The following is a 21,708-nucleotide window of genomic DNA, read 5'->3' as shown; positions in this document are numbered from 1 at the left end:
GAGAAGGGGCACGTAAGTGCCTCTTCTTTTTTGCTTTCCATATAGGTCAATTAGTGGTATAATAGGATTTGAAACTTTAGGATTTTGAGGGCAAAGAGATGAAAAAAGACGTACATTTGAAAGGAATGCTGAGGCTGTATATGCAGTGGCCGGCAGTGATGTCAATTTTATTGATTGCAATGAACCTGTGGATATATTCTGTGGACAAACGTGCAGGGGTAATTATGAGTTTGTTTGTTGCGGTGTATATTGTAATAGTCGGGGTGTTATATTTCTATAATAAGTCGATTATTTTTTCAGATCTGGTTGATTTTGCGGCGCAATATGGATCGGTACAGAATGTATTGTTAAAGGAATTGCAGTTTCCGTATGCCATTCTTTTGGAAGATGGACAGATTATATGGAATAATACCTGTTTTTCAGAAGTGTTTGGGAGCGAAGCGAAGACGGGAACCTATCTTAGCAAATACATTCAGGAGCTGAATCGAAGCGTATTTCCAAAAGAGAAAGACAAGCCAATTGAAAAAGAAGTAAGCTATAATGGAAGAGATTACCGTGCGATTCTGTCTAAAGTACCTGTGCAAGATTTGCAGGAGGCAGAGAATATCTTACAGATGAGAAAAGGCAGAGAATATTTTGTGACAGTTACTTTGAGTGATGTTACAGAGATGAACGAGTATATTCGTGCAAATGAAGAGCAGAAGCTTGTTGCAGGGTTAATTTACATCGATAACTATGATGAAGTTATGGAAAGTGTTGAGGAAGTTCGACAGTCTCTTTTGGTTGCGTTGATTGACAGAAAGATCAATCAATATATGTCAGTCAATGACGGTATTGTGAAAAAGCTTGAAAAAGATAAATACTTTTTCGTGATCAAAAAGTCCTATTATAAAGAGATGGAGAAGAATAAGTTCGCGGTGCTTGATGAGGCGAAAAGTGTTAATATCGGGAATACAATGCCAGCCACACTGAGTATCGGTATAGGGATTGCAACAGATACATACGCGCAAAGTTATAACTATGCCCGTGTGGCGATTGACCTGGCACTTGCCCGCGGCGGAGATCAGGCGGTTGTGAAGAGCAACAGTGGAATTACTTATTTTGGTGGTAAGAGAGAACAGACATCGAAGAACACAAGGGTTAAAGCCAGAGTCAAGGCTGAGGCTCTTCGGGAGTTTATCACGGCGAAAGACCAGGTTATTGTCATGGGACATAAGATTGCAGATGTGGATTCATTTGGCGCGGCAGTTGGAATTTACCGTGCAGCGTTGACGATGGAAAAGAAGGCTTACATTGTGCTGAATGATATTACATCTTCCGTTCGTCCGCTGTATCAGTCGTTTTGTGAAAGTCCACTGTATCCGGACGATATGTTTATCAGATCGGAGGATGTGGATGAGATCATTAATGACAGTACGGTGGCGGTTGTTGTTGATACGAATAAGCCGGAGATGACGGAATGTCCGGATCTGCTTAAGATGACAAAGACAATCGTGGTGTTTGACCACCACAGGCAGAGCAGCAATATGATTGAGAACACGGTGCTTTCCTACATTGAACCTTATGCGTCATCTTCGTGTGAGATGGTATCAGAAGTATTGCAGTATATTACAGATGATGTGAGAATTACAAATGTGGAAGCAAACAGTATGTATGCCGGAATTGTGATCGACACGAACAATTTTATGAACCGTACAGGAGTGAGAACATTTGAGGCGGCCGCATTTTTGAGAAGATGCGGAGCGGATATTACCTATGTGCGGAAGATTTTCCGTGATAATATGGAATCTTACCGTGCAAAAGCGGAGATTGTAAGTAGTGCAGAGGTGTTCTGTGATGAGTATGCAATCGCAAGATATGAGAATGCGGAAATAGACAGTCCAACGATCATCGGTGCACAGGCGGCGAATGAACTTCTGAACATTGATGGAATTAAAGCGTCGTTTGTATTGACCAAGTATAACGGAAAAATCTATGTCAGTGCGCGTGCGATTGATGAAGTGAATGTTCAGATTATCATGGAACGTGTCGGCGGAGGCGGACATATGAATACTGCCGGAGCCCAATTCCAGCACACCAATATGGAAGAGGCAATTGAGACGTTGAAAGAGACGATCTATACAATGAAAGAAGAAGGAGATATTTAGTTATGAAAGTAATTTTGTTAGAAGATGTAAAAGCGCTTGGTAAAAAAGGACAGATTGTGAATGTGAATGACGGATATGCAAGGAATTTTATTTTACCTAAAAAATTGGGAGTGGAAGCAAACAACAAAAATCTGAATGATCTGAAACTGAAAAAGGCAAATGATGAAAAGATTGCACAGGAACAGCTGGAAGAAGCGCAGGAACTTGGAAAGAAGATTGAGGCAGGAAAAGTGGAGCTTGCAATTAAAGTAGGAGAAGGCGGAAGAACATTTGGCTCGGTGTCTACAAAAGAAATTGCAGCAGCTGTAAAAGAGCAGATGGGATATGATATTGATAAGAAAAAGATACAGTTAAAAGAAGCGATCAAGACGCTTGGAACACACAATGTACCTGTAAAACTTCACACGAAAGTAACAGCAGAATTAAAAGTGGTTGTGAAGGAAGCGTAGGAGGCAGACAATGGAAGAAGCACTCATAAAACGAGTTCTCCCACACAGCATTGAGGCGGAGCAGGCAGTTATCGGAGCTATGCTGATGGACAAAGAAGCAATCTTGACCTCGTCAGAGATTATCAGCGGTGAGGATTTCTATCAGTCAGCTTATGGAATTCTGTTTGAGACTATAGTGGAATTGTTCAATGAAGGAAAACCGGTTGATCTGATCACATTGCAGAATCGTCTGCGGGAAAAGGATGTCCCGGCAGAGGTCAGCAGTCTGGAATTTGCAAGGGATCTGTTAAGCGCGGTACAGACATCTGCGAATGTAAAATATTACGCAGAGATTGTATCAGAGAAAGCGATGCTGCGTCGACTGATTAAGTTAAATGAAGAGATTGCCAATATCTGTTATCTTGGAAAAGAGCCGTTGGAGGCGGTGCTTGAGACAACGGAAAAGAAAGTATTTGAACTTGTTCAGCGGAGAAATACCGGAGACTATGTGCCGATAAAAGATGTTGTGCTGAGCGCGCTGGAAAAGATTGAGAAGGCATCGAAAACGAATGGAAGTGTCACCGGAATCCCGACAGGTTTTTTGGATCTGGATTATAAGATGTCAGGACTTCAGCCTTCTGATTTGATTCTTGTGGCGGCGAGACCGTCCATGGGAAAGACGGCGTTTGTGTTGAATATTGCGCAGAATGTGGCGTTTAAAGAAAATAAAACAACTGCTATTTTTAGTTTGGAGATGTCAAAAGAGCAGTTGGTAAACCGTCTGTTTTCTTTGGAGTCGCAGGTAGATTCTCAGTCGCTTCGTACAGGTAATTTGAAGGATTCGGATTGGGAAAAGCTGATTGAAAGTGCGGGAATTATCGGGAAGTCCAATCTGATCATCGATGATACACCGGGTATTTCGATTTCGGAACTGCGTTCAAAATGTAGAAAGTACAAGCTGGAACATAATTTGGAATTGATTATTATCGACTATTTGCAGTTGATGACAGGGCGTGTCGGAGGAAGAAGTGAGTCCAGACAGCAGGAAATTTCGGATATTTCGAGATCGTTAAAAGGTCTGGCGAGAGAGCTGAATGTGCCGGTGATCGCATTGTCGCAGTTGAGCCGTGCGGTAGAACAAAGACCGGAGCACAGACCGATGCTTTCGGATTTACGTGAATCAGGGGCAATCGAGCAGGATGCCGATGTGGTAATGTTTATTTACCGTGATGACTATTACAATAAAGATACAGAATTGAAAAATGTAGCAGAGATTATTATTGCAAAACAGAGAAATGGTTCGATTGGAACAGTCAATTTGACATGGCTGCCGAACTATACAAAGTTTGCAAATTATCTGAAACAGGATTGATGAATCTGGAATGTGGTATAAGCAGATACTGCATTCTGGATTTTTTATTGCATAAAAATTATGACCTATGCAGTAAGAAGTGCGCTGCAAGGATCGAACTGCTGCGAATAGTTATTTTTGAGAAAAAAGCAAAAAAAATAGTGTTTCTTTTGGAAAAATATGCTAATATAAAAAACGGGAGAAAGGTACAAAACAAAAAATAATATGCGTTTGTACGGAAAAAGAAAGGAGAAATATGAAAAAGTTTATGAAAAAACTTTCGGCAATTATGTTAGTTGCTGCCATGGTGTGTACGACATTTTTGAGTTATATGCCATCGTTAGATGTATTGGCAGCTCCGAAGATGATGGCACATCTGAAAGCCGGAAGTGGGAATGCAAACGAGCACTTTGGCGGTGCAAAGCCGGAGGCATTTGTCTTATCCAGCCAAAAGTTTACGGGAGAGGATTTAAGTGCTACGGTTCAGCTTGTAAGTGAGAGTAAAGACACGAGGTTTCGTTTTGTAACGAAATATGTGGATGATACTCATTGGAGTTATATCGCTTACGATACAGGAAAATGGCTTTATGAATTTAAAAATGGAGATGGGTCTTATGCAGCGTTATCAGGATTGCCAGAAGTCAACAAAGATGATGAGATTACGATTTCAACATCTTATAAGGACAATGGCTTGAATGTGACAGTTGAAAATAAGACAATAAACAAAAGTGGTTCAGCAGTTGTAGCTAATGAAAAATTTAATGAGCTGAAAACAGAATCAGGAGAGATTGGATTTGGTGCAGGTACTTTTGGAGAAGCTTACACAGAAATTTATTTCTCAGATGTAAAAGCTGGTGAGACAGCTTATAGCGACTACAGTGGCTGGCATGTATACAAGACTCTTTCAGGACAGGTTTGGGAACCATCTGTGGAAGTACCGGATGGAGGAGACACAGATCCGGAAAATCCTTCTGAAAACGGAAGAGCTTGGATTGAGTTAAAGGGTGGAAGCAACAATGGTGGTGGACACTCCTATGGCAATGCAAATGCAAAAGCGCCAGTACTGCTTCTTGATGATGACAAGAAGATGGAAGAGTCAGGAGAACTTTCTCTTGCTGTGAAGCCAAGCAATAACTGGGGTGTATTTTATACTTATGTGAATGACAATAACTGGTTATATGTAGGTCATGATACGAGCAGTGGCTGGTACTATCAGTATAACTTGAATGGAAGTGGATCTTATCCGAAAATCTCAGGACTTCCGGATCCGGTTGAAGGGGAAGAACTTCAGATGTCTATCTCATTGAACAGAGAGACATTGTCTGTGACAGTAAACGGAGTAACTTCGCGTGTGACAAATCAGGCATTGATCGATTTCAGTGAGGAGAATGCAGGTAAAGGCCGTTTCGGTGTGAAAACAAACAGTGCAACAACGATTTCTTTTGCGGATGTGATGTACGGAAAAGATAACTGTATGGAAGATGACTGGGTATTTTGTGCAGACCGTGACGGACAGTCGTTTAAAAAGACATATTCAAAACTTGTGCCGCTTACAGGTACAGTTACGGAAAAAGGAGAAGGCGGATTGGCAGATGCGACAGTTCGCGTTGGAAACAAGTCTGCAAAAACAGATGGAAATGGTAAATATCAGTTTGATGCGTTGGAACTTGGGACCTATACTATGGCTGTTTCCAAACCGGGATATCAGGCATTCTCAGGTGAAGTGACAATTGAAGATAAAAAAGATAATGTCAAAGATATAACACTGGAATTAAAAGCTCCATTGGATTTGTCAAAATACGATTCTATTTCATCTGATGAAATGAAAGTATATATCGGAAAAGAATTTCCGGTTGTGGCAAGATACCAGATGCTTGCGAATGGACAGGAGATTACAGATACATATTTCCGCGGAAATGAAACAGAACTTGATGAAGTTGCAATCAATGGTGTCGCTATAAAACCGGAAGTGGAAGTGACAGAGACAAAAGCAGACTCAAGAACATATGCAATGCATGTGGAGAAAGATGACATCAATCTGGATATGGATGTCAAAGTCAGTGTAAAAGAAAATGAACTGACATGGGAAGTAACAAAATTAGAAAAAGCAGAAGGTTGTGCAGATATTGCAACAATCGATGTTCCTGGATTGAACCTTCTGACTGTGGATGCAGTGGAGACAGGAGCCAATTTCGCAGGAGCAAAGGCTTCGACAACAACAACATCTTCCGGAGATGTATTTATTGATTTTGAAGATGGATTTGTACCATCTGAGACAGACGGATACCTGTATGGATTCCTGACAAATGGGAAATTAAGCGCAGGTCTTTACAGCAATTCCGAGGTGGAAGGAGACAAACGTGTCATTCGCAATAATGGGGCGGATACAATGAGTCTCACAAGTGCTGCATGGTACTACGAGTTGGGAGATGCAAACGGACAGAAGAATGCTTCAAAGTATGATGATTATCCGGTGAGTGAACTTCCATGTACAAAAGTGGCAATCGCAGCAGATGCAAATGGCGATGAGACAATCGACTGGAATGACGGTGCGCTTGCATTCCGTGATATTATGAACATTCCATACGGTTCTGAAAATATCAAAGATTTAGTAAACTATCGTATTGTTATGAACTTTGCAAGTATGGCATCAAATCCATACCATACAACAGCAGACAACATTAAAAAAGTGTATCTTGCAACAGATGGTCTTCCACAGGCGGTTATGCTCAAAGGATACGGTAACGAAGGACATGACTCTGCAAACTCTGAGTATGCTGATATTGCAGAAAGAGAAGGAGGAGTAGAAGATTTCCAGGAATTGATTAAGATTGCACATGACTATAACACAGAGATTGGTATTCACGTCAATGCACAGGAAGCTTATCCGGAAGCGGCATCTTTCAATGAAGAGATGCTTCAGAAACCATTTTCAAACGGATGGGGATGGCTTGACCAGTCACAGGTTATCGACAAACTTTGGGATTTGTCAAGTCAGGCAAGATGGAAACGTTTTGTACAGCTGTATGACAGAATCAACGGAACGGATTTCTATAGCAGAAAATGGCCGGATGCAGTTGAAAATTCTTTGGGTGAAGTAAACGCTACAAAAGAAGAAATCAAAAAAGATGCAGAATCCCGTGAAGACAATATGGATTTCATTTATCTTGACGTATGGTATCAGGATGCATGGGAGACAAGACAGATTGCGGATGAGATCAATTCTTTGGGATGGAGATTCTCTACAGAGTTCAGTGCGGAGGGTGAATATGACTCTACATGGCAGCACTGGTCTACAGATGCCGCATATGGCGGGGCAACATCAAAAGGATATAACAGTGATATTATCCGTTTCATCAGAAATGACCAGAGAGATTCTCAGGTATTGAACTATCCACAGTTCGGTGGAACAGCAGACAATCCGTTACTTGGAGGATACCGTCTGTACGGATTTGAAGGATGGGGTGGAGACAAAGATTATGACAACTACATTCTTCAGACATTCAATCAGAACTTACCTACAAAATTCTTACAGCACTACTATGTGACAGATTGGGAGAATTATGAAGAGGGAGAGTCTCCGGTTGGAAACCATGAAAAACAAATCACATTGAGAAATGACAGCGGTGATGAAGTTGTTGTCACAAGAAACGAAGAACAGCGCAGCGATGATAACATTGAGCGTACAATTACATTAAATGGAAAGAAAGTATTAGATGATGTCACATATCTGCTTCCATGGACAGATAATCAGGATGGCAGTGAAAAACTGTATTACTGGAATTTGGACGGTGGACAGACAACATGGGAACTTCCAGATGGATGGGAAGGTCTTGCGAATGTTGTGATGTATGAACTTTCTGATCAGGGTCGTATCAACGAGACAAGTGTTGCTGTGTCTGGAAATTCAGTGACATTAGATGCAAAAGCTGCTACAGCCTATGTGTTGGTAAAAGGTGATGCGGCAGGCGTAAAAGAACTTGCAAATGACTTTGGTGAGTATGACTATGTGACAGATCCGGGATTCAACGGATATGCCGCAGGGGAAAAACTATCTGCAGATGAATGGTCTGGCGATATCAACGATGATGCAGTTGTAGTAGAAAAAGCAGATACAGGAGATCAAAGACTTGCATTCAACAGTCCTCTTGACGGTGTGTCAGTGACAACTACAATCAAAGGTTTGACAAAAGGAACAGACTACGTAGCAGAAGTTTATGTGGAAAACAATAGTGATGCAAAAGCTTCTATTGAAGTGAATGCAGGAGAAAAGAAAGTTTCTAATTATACAGAGCGTTCGATTCTCAATAACTACGTAAAGAGTGACCAGAAAAACGGAAGCAAGATGCAGCGTATGCAGGTTTCATTTACAGCAGAGAGTGAGACTGCACAGCTAACACTTTCAAGAGGCTACGGCGATGGTTCTACTTATATGGACGATATCCGTATCGTTGAGAAATCTTTGAATAACTTCCAGGAAGATGGTGTGTTCAAACAAGATTTCGAGACAGTAGTACAGGGCTTGTATCCATTTGTGTTAAGCTCTGCACAGGGTATTTCTGACCCGGCTACACATTTATCGCAGCTGAACGCACCATATACACAGGCTGGATGGAATGGAAGAGTCATCGATGATGTTATCGATGGAAACTGGTCATTAAAGCATCACGATGGAAATACAGGAATTATTTATCAGACAATTCCTCAAAACTTCCGTTTTGAACCTGGTAAAGTGTATACAGTAGAGTTTGACTACCAGTCAGGACCGGATAAAGCGTATGCGATGGTAGTTGGTGATGGAACAACTTACACCACTCCTTCAGATGATGAGTATCTGGCTCAGGCACGTGGTGAAGATGAGACAAAACATGTAAAAATGCAGGTAGTTGGTTCGGGAAGCGGACAGACATGGATTGGTCTGTACGAAAACGGAAGCAAAGCCGGAACAGGAAGCATGGGACAAAGAGACTTCGTTCTCGACAATCTTGTGATCACAGAGGAGAAAGATGCAACATCTGTGACATTGGAATCTACAGAGCTTTACAAAGGTGAAACTGCAAAAATTTATGGAAATAATCTAGATCAGATTACATGGGAAACAAGCAATGATAAAGTTGCAGTAGTGGACAAAGAAGCAGGAGTTGTAAAAGCACTTGCAGCAGGAACAGCAACTTTGACAGCGACGCTTTCAAAAGATGAGAAGATTACATTTGAGATCACGGTTACAGACGGTGTAGCGACAGAGATTCCAAGAGAGGAATTTGATGGAATCACATCTTCTGCAAACACAGAACAATCCTCCGGAGAACCGGCAGGAAGCGGTGTTGCATCAGCAGCAACAGACGGTGACTCTTCCACATACTGGCATTCACAGTGGAGTGGATTTACTGTGAGCAAAGAAAATCCTGCAATTCTCACAGTCGATCTTGGAAAAGAAATGTCAATTGGAGGATTCAAATTCCAGCAGAGACCGGGAACGAATAATGGTATTGTTTACAAATATCACTATGAAGCCTTTGATGCAGCAGGAGAGAAAGTTGCTTCCAGCGATACAATTTCTGTTGATAATGCGCAGAGAGCAGGCGGACAGTGGATTACATCTCTGTTTGAAAGTGTAGCGAATGTAAAAACAATTAAGATTTATGTAGAAGAAGGAAAAGGAAACTTTGCGGCAATCGCAGAAGTAGTTCCGCTTCGCATACAGAAGGTTGCAGATTCGGCGACATTAGATGATGTTACAATAAAAGTCGGTGAAAAAGTCAGATTGGAAGCTAAACACAATGAGGACACCATTTTGACAGGAATCGTATGGAGTTCTTCTGATAAAGAAGTTGTAAAGGTAAATCAGAATGGAGTCGTAACAGGTTTGAAAGCCGGAACAGCGACTATCACGATTAAAAATGCGATCGGGAAACTGGCGTCATGTACAGTGACAGTAACAAAAGACGAAGTGATACTGGATAAAGAGGATCTGCAAAAGGCGATTGACAAAGCAGAAGCATTAGACTTGGATAAGTACAAAGACGGTGTGGAAAAAGATGCATTTAAGGCAGCTTTAAGTAAAGCGAAAGACGTTTTGGCGAATGCTAAGACACAAGATGAGATTGACGAAGCGACAAGCGAATTAAATGCAGCGATAAATGCATTAAAAGAGGTGGAAAAACCAGTAGAGCCATCTGCAGATAAATCAAAATTAGAGAAATTCTACAAAGACTGTCTTGCTTACTACAAAGAGACAAATCATTCAAAAGAAAACTGGCAGAAATATCAGACAGTACTTGCTGATGTGAAAGCAGTACTTGAGAATGAAAATGCAACACAGGACGAAGTTGACAATGCATTGAAAGTATTAGTTGAGATTACAGGTATTCTGAACAAAGAGCTGGAAGATGCAGGCAAAGAGCCGACAACACCGCCAACACCAACAACGCCTAACGGAGAAGGAAATAATGGTGGAAATGGCAATGTGACAACTGGAGATATGACAACATGGGGAATGACAGCAGTTGTAATGTTATTGGCAGTCGGCGCGGTAGTAGTTGTAATAAGAAGAAAAAGAGAAACAAGATAAGAGATAAGCTTACTAAAAAGGCACAAATCCATTTAGGTTTGTGCCTTTTTGCAAGTTTACATATAAAAAATGGGAAAATATATGCAAAAAGAATGAGGAATATGGTATAGTAAGAATGTATATGTGCGAAATGTTTAAAAGAAAAGGAGGATAGAAAGAAATATTAGTAAAAATATAAAAAGGAAAGGGAAATTATGAAAAGAAAACATTTAAAACGTGTAGTGGCAGGTGCGTTTGCAGCAGTGATGGCAACATCTGGAATATCATTTCCACAGGCAAATGTGCATGCAGAAGAAAAAGGGAATGAATTAAGGCTTTGGTACGATGAGCCAACATCACAAGGCACGAATATTCTTGGTGCCGGTTCTGGGTATGATACAGACGAAAAAAACAGATGGCAGCAACATACATTGCCGATTGGTAATGGTGATATGGGAGCGAATGTCTACGGAGAAATTGCAAGTGAACATTTGACATTCAATGAGAAGACACTTTGGACAGGCGGTCCGAGTGAAAGCCGAAAAGACTATATGGGTGGAAACTCAACAGAAAAAGGGCAGGACGGAGCGTCACTGAAAAATATCCAGAAATTATTTGCGGAAGGAAAAACTTCTGAAGCGACTGCGGCATGTAATAATCTGCTGGTTGGAATAAGTAACGGATACGGCGCTTATCAGCCGTGGGGCGATATTTATTTTGATTACAAAGATATCACAGAGAAAAATGCGACAGAATATCAGAGAGATCTGGATCTTAAGACAGCAATCTCGACTGTTTCGTTCAAAGAAGACGGTACACAGTACACAAGAGAATTTTTTATGAGCCATGACGATGATGTCTTAGTTGCACGTTTGGAAGCAAAAGGCTCAGAAAAATTGAATTTGGATGTACGTTTTCCTTCAAAGCAAGGCGGAAAGACCGTGGCGGAAGGAAATGATACATTAAAATTATGCGGAGCACTGACAGACAATCAGATGAAATATGCATCTTATCTGACGGTGAAAGCGGATAATGGTTCTGTGACAGGTTCAGGGGACAAATTGACGGTAAAAGATGCAAGTGCAGTTACTGTGTATTTGTCAGCAGCTACGGATTACAAGAATGCATTTTATAATGAAGACAAGACAGAAGATTACTATTACCGCACAGGTGAGACGGATGAAGCGTTAGCAAAACGTGTAAAAGAAACTGTGGATAAAGCAGTAGAAAAGGGATACAAAGAAGTAAAAGCAACACATTTAGAAGATTATCAGGAACTGTTCAACCGCGTATCTTTAAATATTGGACAGACAGTGTCTGAAAAGACAACAGATGACTTATTGAAGACATACAAGGACGGAAGTGCCAGCGAGTCGGAAAAACGCCAGTTGGAGAATATGTTATTCCAGTACGGCAGATATTTGACAATTGCCTCTTCAAGAGAAGATTCACAGCTTCCATCCAATCTACAGGGAGTATGGAATAGTCTGACAAATCCACCATGGAGCTCAGACTATCATATGAATGTAAACCTTCAGATGAACTACTGGCCTACATATTCTACAAATCTTTCAGAATGTGCATTGCCATTGATTGACTATGTGGATTCTTTAAGAGAGCCTGGACGTGTGACTGCGAAAGTCTATGCCGGTGTAGAGAGCAAAGACGGCGAGGCAAATGGTTTCATGGCTCATACACAGAATACACCATTTGGATGGACTTGTCCGGGATGGGCATTTAGCTGGGGATGGTCTCCGGCGGCAGTGCCATGGATTCTTCAAAACTGTTGGGAATACTATGAGTTCACAGGCGATACTGAATTTATGGAAGAAAATATTTACCCAATGCTAAAAGAAGAAGCTACATTCTATAATCAGATTTTGACAGAAGATAAAGATGGCAAATTAGTATCTTCTCCATCTTACTCACCGGAACACGGACCATATACTGCAGGTAATACATATGAGCATACATTGATTTGGCAGTTGTATGAAGATGCTGCAAAAGCGGCTGAGGTACTTGGACAAGATACAGAGCTTGCAGCAAAATGGAAAGAGAATCAGTCAAAATTAAAAGGACCAATTGAAATCGGTGACGACGGACAGATTAAAGAATGGTATGAAGAGACAACGTTGGATAGTATGAAGCCACAAGGAGCTGATCCGGCAGGACACAGACATTTATCACATATGTTAGGACTCTTCCCGGGAGATTTGATTGCACAGAAAGAAGAATGGCTGCAGGCAGCAAAAGTTTCGATGGACTATCGTACAGACAACAGTACAGGCTGGGGGATGGGACAGCGCATCAATACATGGGCAAGACTTGGAGAAGGCAATAAAGCACATGAATTGATCCAGAACCTGTTCAAAGGTGGAATTTATCCAAACCTTTGGGATACACATGCACCATTCCAGATTGATGGTAACTTCGGATACACATCAGGTGTGTCTGAGATGCTGCTGCAGAGCAATATGGGATATCTCAATCTTCTTCCGGCAATTCCGGATGTATGGGCAGATGGAAGTGTAGATGGACTGATTGCACGTGGCAATTTTGAAGTGGATATGGATTGGGCAAAGACAAGCCTGACAAAAGCTGAAATTCTTTCTAAAAATGGTGGAGAATGTGAGATTGGATATCCTGGCATCGCGAAGGCGAAAATTGTAGACAGTAAAGGTGCAGAAGTAACAGTTGAAAAAGTAAGTGAAGACCGTATTAAATTCAATACGACAAAGGGCGAGACTTACACAATGACTGAGATTCCGGAAAGACCGGTAAAAGCTCCGGCAAATGCATCTGCGATTTATAAAGATAACACAGCAATCGTGACATTTGATGCAGTGGCAAACGCAGAAAAATATGTTGTATATGCATCAACAGACGGAACAACATACAATAAGGTCGGCGAAGTGGAAGGGACAGAATACAAAGCAGAAGATTTCGCAGAAGGAACAACTTATAAAGTAGCAGCAGTGGTAGAAGGAAAAGAAGGAGAGAAGACTTCGAAAATCACACCAGAGCAGTTGGCTGTAACCAATAAGATTGATGATCGTGACAGCAGAATCGAGTATTCTTCCGGCTGGGGCAACTGGGGACCACAGGAAGGTCAGTATGAAAAAACAGAGAAATACTCTAATACAGTAGGCGATACAGCAGAACTTTATTTCTATGGAACAGGAGTTCGTGTGATCGGTATGAAAAATACAGACTGCCGGACATTTGATTTATATGTAGATGGAGAGTTGAAGAAAAAGGATGTGAGCACAACCTCTAGTACATGCCAGAGACAGCAAGTACTTACTGAAGTAACTGGTTTGGACAAAGGGATTCACAAAGTAAAATTAGTTGTAAAACAGGGTAAGATTTCTCTGGATGCATTTGAATTTGATGCGGCGGTGGAAGCAACAGGATTACAAATTACAGGTGCTGACTCTTTGAATATGAATGCATCGAAGACATTACAGCTGGAAGCAGTGTATACACCAGAAGGTGCAGCAGGTGCAGGAGTGGACTGGTCTGTAGATAAAGAAGAGGTTGCAACAATCGATGCAAATGGTCTTCTGACAGCAGTGAAGGCAGGAACAGTCGTTGTGACAGCAACAGACAAAGAAAATGAAAAATTGACGGCGACAAAGACAATCACAATCACAAAAGAAGCGACAACTGTAAAATATGATGACCGTGATAAGAGCATTACATATGATTCTCACTGGAGTCCATGGGATGACGGAAAACATTACAATGGCACAGAGACTGAGACTACAACAGATGGTGCAAGATTCTCATTTGAATTTAACGGAACAGGCATTGGCTTGTATGTGATGAAATTAGAAAAATCCGGAAATACAGGAGGAGCGCAGCTTAAGATTGAAATTGACGGTCAGGAAGCTGGAAAAGTATCTACTTTCACGACAGTAGCAGGAAGTGAGCCACAACAGAAGGTATTTGAAAAATTAGATTTGACAGATGGAAAACATACTGTCAAAGTGACCGTAGATGGTCTGGCACAGGATGCAAAAGACGCCGGTGTTACAAGTCCGAAAGTATGCTTTGACTACTACGAAGTGACTGTAGGCGGAGAAGAAAAACCAGATTGTGAGCATAAGAACACAGAGGTTCGGAATCAAACAGATGCCACATGTACAGAGGCTGGTTACACAGGTGATACAGTATGTAAAGACTGTGAAGTGATTGTGAAGGCAGGAACAGTTATAGAAGCAAAAGGTCATGATGCAGAAACACGCAATGCCAAAGAAGCTACATGTACAAAAGATGGTTATACTGGTGATGAGGTATGTAAAGTTTGTGATACCGTAGTGGAAAAAGGAACTGAAGTGAAAGCTTTAGGACACGATTTCACAGAGTGGACAGTAGAAAAAGAGCCAACTGAAACTGAGGAAGGCTTGGAAGTCCGGACATGTGAACGTGAGGGCTGTGAAGTGAGAGAAGAACGAGCAATTCCGAAACTTCCAGTTACACCTGACAAAGTAGATAAATCCGCATTGGAAAAATACTATAACGAATGTCTGGAATACTACAAAGGGGCAAACTATACAGCTGACAGTTGGAAGGTATATCAAGCAGCTATGGATCAGGCAAAAGCAGTACTTGACAATGAAAAAGCAACTGAGAAGGATGTAAAAGATGCTGTCCTGGCAATCAAAGATGCAACGGAACAGTTGAAAAAAGTTAGCAATAGTACACAGCCAGAAAATCCGGACAAAGATAATACGGATAATAAAGGTGATAACAAGAAACCGGTAACTGGCGATAACGTGAATGCGGCTGTTTGGTCAATTGTAGGAATTACTGCAATTTTTGCAGTGGCAGTTGCTGTGTTGAGAAAGAGACGCAGAGCATAAAGGCTGAATAAAACAAGAGCAAAAAAAAGAGATGGAATCTGAATAAAAAAACAGATTTCCACTCTCTTTTTTTGTGCAGAACAATGTTTGGTTGTGAGAGAAAAATGTCAAAATATAACAATAAAGCATATTTTTGGGAAGAAAATTGTTGTATTTGACATATGAAGTGGCTATAATAGAAAGGAAAAAGAAAATTATATAAAAAGCATTATTTTTAGGAATGCGGAAAGTGAGAAAAGCATGATGAAATGGAAAAAACATGGGAAGACATGTGTCAAAAAAGTGCTTGGTGGGACGATGGCAGCAATGCTTGCAGTTTCCGGAGTAAATTTTCCTGATGCGACTGTTGCACAGGCGGCATCCACAAAGCCTGATCAGGATCCAATGAAGATTCGTTTTGACGAGCCATTGTCAAAAGGAAAATTGACAGGATCTTCAGGTAATTTTACAAAACCAGGAAGTGATACAGACTGGTGGCAGCAGTTATCTCTTCCAATCGGAAACTCTTATATGGGAGCGAACATATATGGTGAAGTAGAAAAAGAGCACCTGACATTCAATCAGAAGACATTGTGGAATGGCGGACCTTCTGAGACACAACCTTATACAGGCGGAAATATCAGCACAGTGAATGGGCAGTCAATGTCTGATTATGTGAAATCCGTGCAGAATGCATTTTTGACTGGGGACAGTAATGCATCCAGCATGTGCGAAAAGTTAGTTGGTACAAGTTCAAGAGAATATGGCGCTTATCAGGGATGGGGCGATATTTATCTGGATTTTGACAGAGAAGAACCTCAGGAAGAAGAAAAGATCATCAGTGATACAAGCGATGAGATCAAATATGAATCTATGTGGCATTCATATCCACAGCCTGATTGGGAAGGCGGTTCAGAACATTATACAAACGACCCGGGAAAATTCACTGTATCGTTTGAGGGAACCGGAATTCAGATGATCGGTGTAAAATACAATGAGATGGGGAATTTCAAAGCGACGGTAGATGGCAAAGAGGTTACCGGAAGTATGTATTCCGCTACGAAACAGACAGGAGTTGTTTTGTTTGAAATTTCAGGTTTGGAGCAGGGAACACATACACTAACATTTGAATCAATAAGAGATGATGCAGGCAGAGCGAAAACATCTTTTGATTATTTGAAAGTATTAGAAGGGGAGACAATTGACTGGAACCCGACAGTAGAAAGCGAAAAAGTAAAATTTGAAGGAAGCTGGGCGCGCTGGGATCGTGCGGCAAATAACGAAAATGATGCAGATTCCTGGTTTGGAAAAGACGAAGTATATGTAGATGCTGCCAATGCAGAAGGAGCAACTCTTACATGTAAGTTTACAGGAACAGGATTTGAACTCTTTGGAGCAAAGAGCAGCGGATTGGGCAAGTTCCAATACAAAGTAGACGATGCGAAGGAGTGGACAGAGGTAAACACACACGCATCTGCTTTTTCAAGAGCAAGTCTTGTGAATGTGGCAGGGCTGACAAAAGGTGAGCACACACTTACTATTAAGGGTGTAAAAGGCAATAAAGTCTCTTTTGACGGTATTGTAACTACAATGAAGGAAGAGGATCCTGATAAAGAGGAACATACAGAGACAACAAACTACGAGAGAGCATTGGACATCGATACAGCGCTTGCGACAGTGTCTTATGACAGAGATAATACACATTACTATCGTGAGTATTTTGCAAGTTATCCGGACAATGTGATTGCGATGAAACTGACAGCGGAGGAAATCAAAGGCTCTGAAGGCGAGATGCGTCCATTGGAATTTGAGGTAAGTTTCCCTGTAGATCAGCCGGGCGACAAATCTCTTGGAAAAGAAGTTACATATACAACAGAGGACGATTCGATTATTGTTGCAGGTAAGATGAAAGACAATGATTTGAAATTAAATGGGCGGTTGAAAGTTGTAACAAAAGACGGTGAGGTCACTCCGGTAGAAGGAAAAGAAGGAACACTTCTTGTCAGTGATGCGACAGAAGTATATATCTATGTCACAGCGGACACAGATTATGAGATGGTACATCCGGAATACCGTACTGGCCAGACAGATCAGCAACTTGCAGATGAAGTTAAAAAAGTGATGGATGATGCAACAAAACAAGGGTATGATCAAGTAAAAGAAAATGCTCAGGCTGATTATAAAAACATCTATGACAGAGTAAAAATTGATTTTGGTCAGGAGGCGTCAGATAAGACAATTGATGAATTGATCAAAGCATATAAAGATGGAAATGCAAGTACAGAAGAAAAAGCTTATTTGGAGACAATGATTTTCCAGTATGGACGTTATCTGCAGATTTCTTCTTCAAGAGAAGGGGATAAACTGCCGGCAAACTTGCAGGGAGTATGGCTGGATTGTACAGGTGCAGCGAATAGTCCGGTCGCATGGGGAAGTGACTATCATATGAATGTAAATCTTCAGATGAACTATTGGCCGACTTATGTGACAAATATGGCAGAGTGTGCAGAACCGTTGATTGACTACGTGGAAGGATTGCGTGAACCAGGACGTATCACTGCATCTACATATTTCGGAATTGATAATTCAGATGGTAAACAGAATGGCTTCATGGCAAATACACAGAACACACCATTTGGATGGACTTGTCCGGGATGGGCGTTTAGCTGGGGATGGTCTCCGGCAGCAGTTCCGTGGATTTTGCAGAATGTATATGAAGCGTATGAGTATTCAGGCGATGTGGAAAAATTAGAGTCTGAGATTTTCCCAATGATGGAAGAAGAAGCAAAATTCTACATGTCTATCTTAAAAGAAGTAACAGATGCAGATGGAACAAAACGTTATGTAACAGTTCCGGCATATTCACCGGAACATGGTCCATATACAGCAGGAAACGTATATGAAAACGTGCTTGTATGGCAGCTGTTTAACGATTGTATTGAGGCAGCAGAAGCTTTGAATGCAAATGAGGCAGGAACAGTTTCAAAAGAACAGATTGATGAATGGACAAAATACCGTGATGGATTAAAACCAATCGAAATCGGTGACAGCGGGCAGATTAAAGAGTGGTATGATGAGACCGAATTTGGTCAGACAGCAAACGGTGCAATTCCGTCATTTGACGCGAAACATCGTCATATGTCACATTTGCTTGGCGTATATCCAGGAGATTTAGTAACTGTAGATAATAAACAGTATATGGATGCGGCAAAAGTTTCTCTGACAGCGCGTGGAGATAATGCGACAGGATGGGGAATCGCACAAAGATTAAACACATGGGCAAGAACAGGTGATGGAAATCATTCTTATCAGATTATCAATCAGTTTATTAAAACGGGTATTTATTCAAACCTTTGGGATTCTCATGCACCATACCAGATTGACGGAAACTTTGGATTCACAAGTGGTGTGGCTGAGATGCTTTTACAGTCAAATGCAGGATATATCAATCTGCTTCCAGCTATGCCGGATGAACAATGGACAACAGGATCTGTAAGCGGGCTTGTTGCAAGAGGCAATTTTGAAGTGAGCGAGAGCTGGAAAGATGGAGCGCTGACAGAGGCTAAGATTGTTTCAAACAATGGCGGAACATGTACAGTACAGGCTGGAGATTGGGAATATGTCGATGTAAGAGACAGCAAAGGAAACAAAGTAGCTGTATCAGGTGTTGAAGGGAAAGACGGCCGCGTGACATTTGAGACGACAGAAGGTGAAAGCTATGTGCTTACAGAAACAGACAAACCATCCATTGTTGTAGATAAGACAGCATTGAAAGACAAGTTAGACGAAGTAAATGCTTTTACAGATGCTTTGACAGACACAGAGTATACAAAAGAGTCAATCGAAGCATACAAGGCAGCTTTGAACGATACACTTGAAGATGCAAAAGAAGTCTATGGAAATGAGAAAGCGACACAGGATGAAGTTGATAATGCTGTGAAGGCATTGAACAGTAAGTTTAAAGATGCGCAGAAACTTTTGGAGAAAGTAGCAGTAGACCCGGATCCAGAGGAAGTAGATAAGACAGCATTGAAAGACAAGCTGGCTGAGGTAGACAAGTTTACAGAAAGTCTGAAAGATACTGTTTATACAGAGAAGTCAATCGAGGCATATAAGGAAACATTAAAATCTATTCTGGAAGACGCACGGAGCGTATACAATGATGATAAGGCGACACAGGACGATGTAGATGGAGTTCTTTCTAATCTCACAAGTAAGTTCGAGGAAGCGAAAAAACTTTTGAAGAAAGTAGATACTCCGACACCAGGAAAACCGGAAACGGGAAAACCAGAAGCGGAAAAACCGGATAAAAATCAACCGGATAAAGAGACACCAGTAACAGGAGACAGCAGTACAGTTGTCTGGATGATGTTAGCTATGGTTGTAGCGGGATTTGGAATTGTAATAGTCAGAAGAAAAAGAAGATATTAAAATGAAGTGAGGCGGTTCAAGGATGAACCGCCTTTATTCACATTTCAAACAGTTTTCTTAATTTCCTGATAGGAGCGGAACGTGCAGATTCTTTGCGATAAGTCTGCTGTTGACGGATTAGATGATCAAGTTTTTTATAACGGTCCTCTTCCTGCCGGTCCTGAGCTTGAAACAGGTAATTCATTTCTTTGATAATTGCTTGAGAAATGGACTGGCTTACAGATTCTTCCAGAATCTTATTGTTTTCAAGCATCGCATGTTGAAAGATTTCTTCTATTTGCAGTTGAATCTTTTCTAATGATGCATTAGAAGCCATGTCCAGTTGCTCCTCGGAAACCGAATTTGAAACGGTTGGATCTTCTTTAGGTTCTTTTTGAAGTTTAAGTTTGTCTCTCGTTCGCAGCATATCAGGGATGAGTCCCTTTAACTCCTTTAACTGTATCCCTTGTTCTTTTAGTTCTTTGATACAGCAAAAAAGCTGTATGTCATCTTCTGTATAGTATCGATGTCCCATTTCTGTGCGCCCTATAGATAGTGAAAGTTCTTCTTCCCAATATCTTAAAACATGGGTTTCAACATTTACACGTTTGGCAGCTTCTGAAATCATATAATGAACTTCGCCCATACAATATTAACCCCCTATTAAATTAGAATGAATATGTAACATATATATCATACCATAAGATTGTCCATAAGCTGTAAAAAAACGCTCATCAAATTTCGACAGAACTTTTCATTGTATTTAAAGTATCGGTGTGCTATGATGTCAATAAGAATTCCTCTGTAGAAATGGAGGGAAATCTGGAGATGGTTTTAGGATTTCCGATTGCCCGCGTTGAAATTAGCAAGGAGAAGAGTGTTGTCTATCATCCGGAGTATAAAGGGGTGCGTCTTGACATTTATGCCCAGGATGAAGAACAGACATGCTATAATGTTGAGATGCAGGCGGCAAGCACACCGCATTTAGGAAAGCGAAGCAGATATTATCACGGTCAGATGGATATGGATTTGTTGCTTTCCGGAAGAGACTATGAGGATCTTCCGCCGGCGTATGTCATTTTTATCTGTGACTTTGATCCGTTTGGAGATAAAAAATATAAATATACGTTCTGCAATATCTGCGAGGAGGAGAGCGCGGTCGATCTTGGAGATGAGAGGTATACCATTTTCCTGAGTACACGTGGGGAGAATCCTCAGGAAGTATCTGAAAGTCTGGTCAACTTTTTGAAGTTCGTAAAAGCAGACTTGAAGGAGAGCAAAGAAGAGTCGGAAGATCCATTTGTAAGACAACTTCAAAAAACGATTGAAAAGATTAAAGTCAACCGGGAAATGGGGGAAAGATTTATGGTTTTTCAAGAGATGCTGAGCGAAGAAAGAGTTGTTGGAAGAAATGAAGGAAAGCAAGAAATGCAGAAAGAAACCATTGTGAGATTGTTGGGCAAACTCGGAAGTTTATCAGATTCTCTGCGGAAGCAGCTCGTGTTTTTGCCACAGTGAAACAATCATAGAACAGGTCTTTTATGGCAGATAATTTTTATCTGCCAGTCTGTTACAAATCTAAATCAAGTCAAATATTCGAGGCTAAAAATCATATAGTATTTTATATACAGAGGAATTCTTAAAAAACTTATTCAGGCATGAGTGTAATATAAAAAGTGCCACAGACTAAAAATCTGCGACACTTTTAAACTTTGTGATCACTTTTCGATTATTTATTATTCAGCAGAGATTGCTCCTGTTGGGCATTGTGCTGCACAAGCGCCACAGTCAACACATGCATCTTTATCGATTTCGTAGTGGTCAGCACCCTGAGAAATAGCTCCTACAGGACATTCAGCTTCGCAAGCTCCACAGCTTACGCATTCATCACTAATTACGTGTGCCATAGTATGTATCCTCCTTTTTGTACATTTGATAGATATGAAATATATCTACCCTTTCATTTATTTTAATACAA

General features: G+C 41.0%; 9 protein-coding genes. 7 read left to right on the top strand and 2 right to left on the bottom strand.

The genetic code is table 11. From position 1 onward, the window contains the following. Positions 1-98 precede the first annotated feature (98 nt). The 6 genes from AC6I5B_RS16150 to AC6I5B_RS16125 all read left to right on the top strand — a co-directional run bounded on the left by AC6I5B_RS16150 (position 99) and on the right by AC6I5B_RS16125 (position 19,751). Entirely contained in the window at positions 99-2,147 is a 2,049-nt protein-coding gene (locus tag AC6I5B_RS16150; RefSeq protein ID WP_004612826.1) for a DHH family phosphoesterase, read from the top strand. Between the two features lie 2 nt (positions 2,148-2,149). Further along, positions 2,150-2,596, top strand: a complete 447-nt coding sequence (rplI, locus tag AC6I5B_RS16145; RefSeq protein ID WP_004612825.1) for a 50S ribosomal protein L9 — start codon at positions 2,150-2,152, stop codon at positions 2,594-2,596. 10 nt (positions 2,597-2,606) lie between these two features. Further along, positions 2,607-3,947, top strand: a complete 1,341-nt coding sequence (dnaB, locus tag AC6I5B_RS16140; RefSeq protein ID WP_004612824.1) for a replicative DNA helicase — start codon at positions 2,607-2,609, stop codon at positions 3,945-3,947. 235 nt (positions 3,948-4,182) lie between these two features. Then, positions 4,183-10,497 carry an endo-alpha-N-acetylgalactosaminidase family protein gene (locus tag AC6I5B_RS16135; RefSeq protein WP_004612822.1) on the top strand — a complete coding sequence of 2,105 codons (6,315 nt, stop codon included), beginning with the start codon at positions 4,183-4,185 and terminating at the stop codon, positions 10,495-10,497. Between the two features lie 194 nt (positions 10,498-10,691). Beyond that, positions 10,692-15,341: a glycosyl hydrolase family 95 catalytic domain-containing protein gene (locus AC6I5B_RS16130; RefSeq protein ID WP_004612821.1), complete on the top strand. Its 4,650-nt coding sequence runs from the start codon at positions 10,692-10,694 to the stop codon at positions 15,339-15,341. A gap of 240 nt (positions 15,342-15,581) precedes the next feature. After that, positions 15,582-19,751 carry a glycosyl hydrolase family 95 catalytic domain-containing protein gene (locus AC6I5B_RS16125; protein WP_004612820.1) on the top strand — a complete coding sequence of 1,390 codons (4,170 nt, stop codon included), beginning with the start codon at positions 15,582-15,584 and terminating at the stop codon, positions 19,749-19,751. Between the two features lie 37 nt (positions 19,752-19,788). Here AC6I5B_RS16125 and AC6I5B_RS16120 read toward each other — a convergent pair whose 3' ends face one another. After that, positions 19,789-20,376: a helix-turn-helix domain-containing protein gene (locus tag AC6I5B_RS16120; protein ID WP_004612819.1), complete on the bottom strand. Its 588-nt coding sequence runs from the start codon at positions 20,374-20,376 to the stop codon at positions 19,789-19,791. A 164-nt stretch (positions 20,377-20,540) separates the two neighbouring features. On the opposite strand from AC6I5B_RS16120, the gene AC6I5B_RS16115 reads away from it, so the two are divergent. Beyond that, a complete protein-coding gene (locus AC6I5B_RS16115; protein ID WP_004612818.1) occupies positions 20,541-21,248 on the top strand; it encodes an Rpn family recombination-promoting nuclease/putative transposase in 708 nt (235 codons plus the stop codon). Positions 21,249-21,466: 218 nt separating this feature from the next. Here AC6I5B_RS16115 and fdxA read toward each other — a convergent pair whose 3' ends face one another. Next, positions 21,467-21,637, bottom strand: a complete 171-nt coding sequence (gene fdxA / locus AC6I5B_RS16110; protein ID WP_004612817.1) for a 4Fe-4S ferredoxin — start codon at positions 21,635-21,637, stop codon at positions 21,467-21,469. Positions 21,638-21,708: the final 71 nt, after the last annotated feature.

The organism is Faecalimonas nexilis (assembly GCF_059731825.1).
Note: the sequence above shows the minus strand (reverse complement) of the source record. Positions and strands in the feature narration are given on the sequence as shown.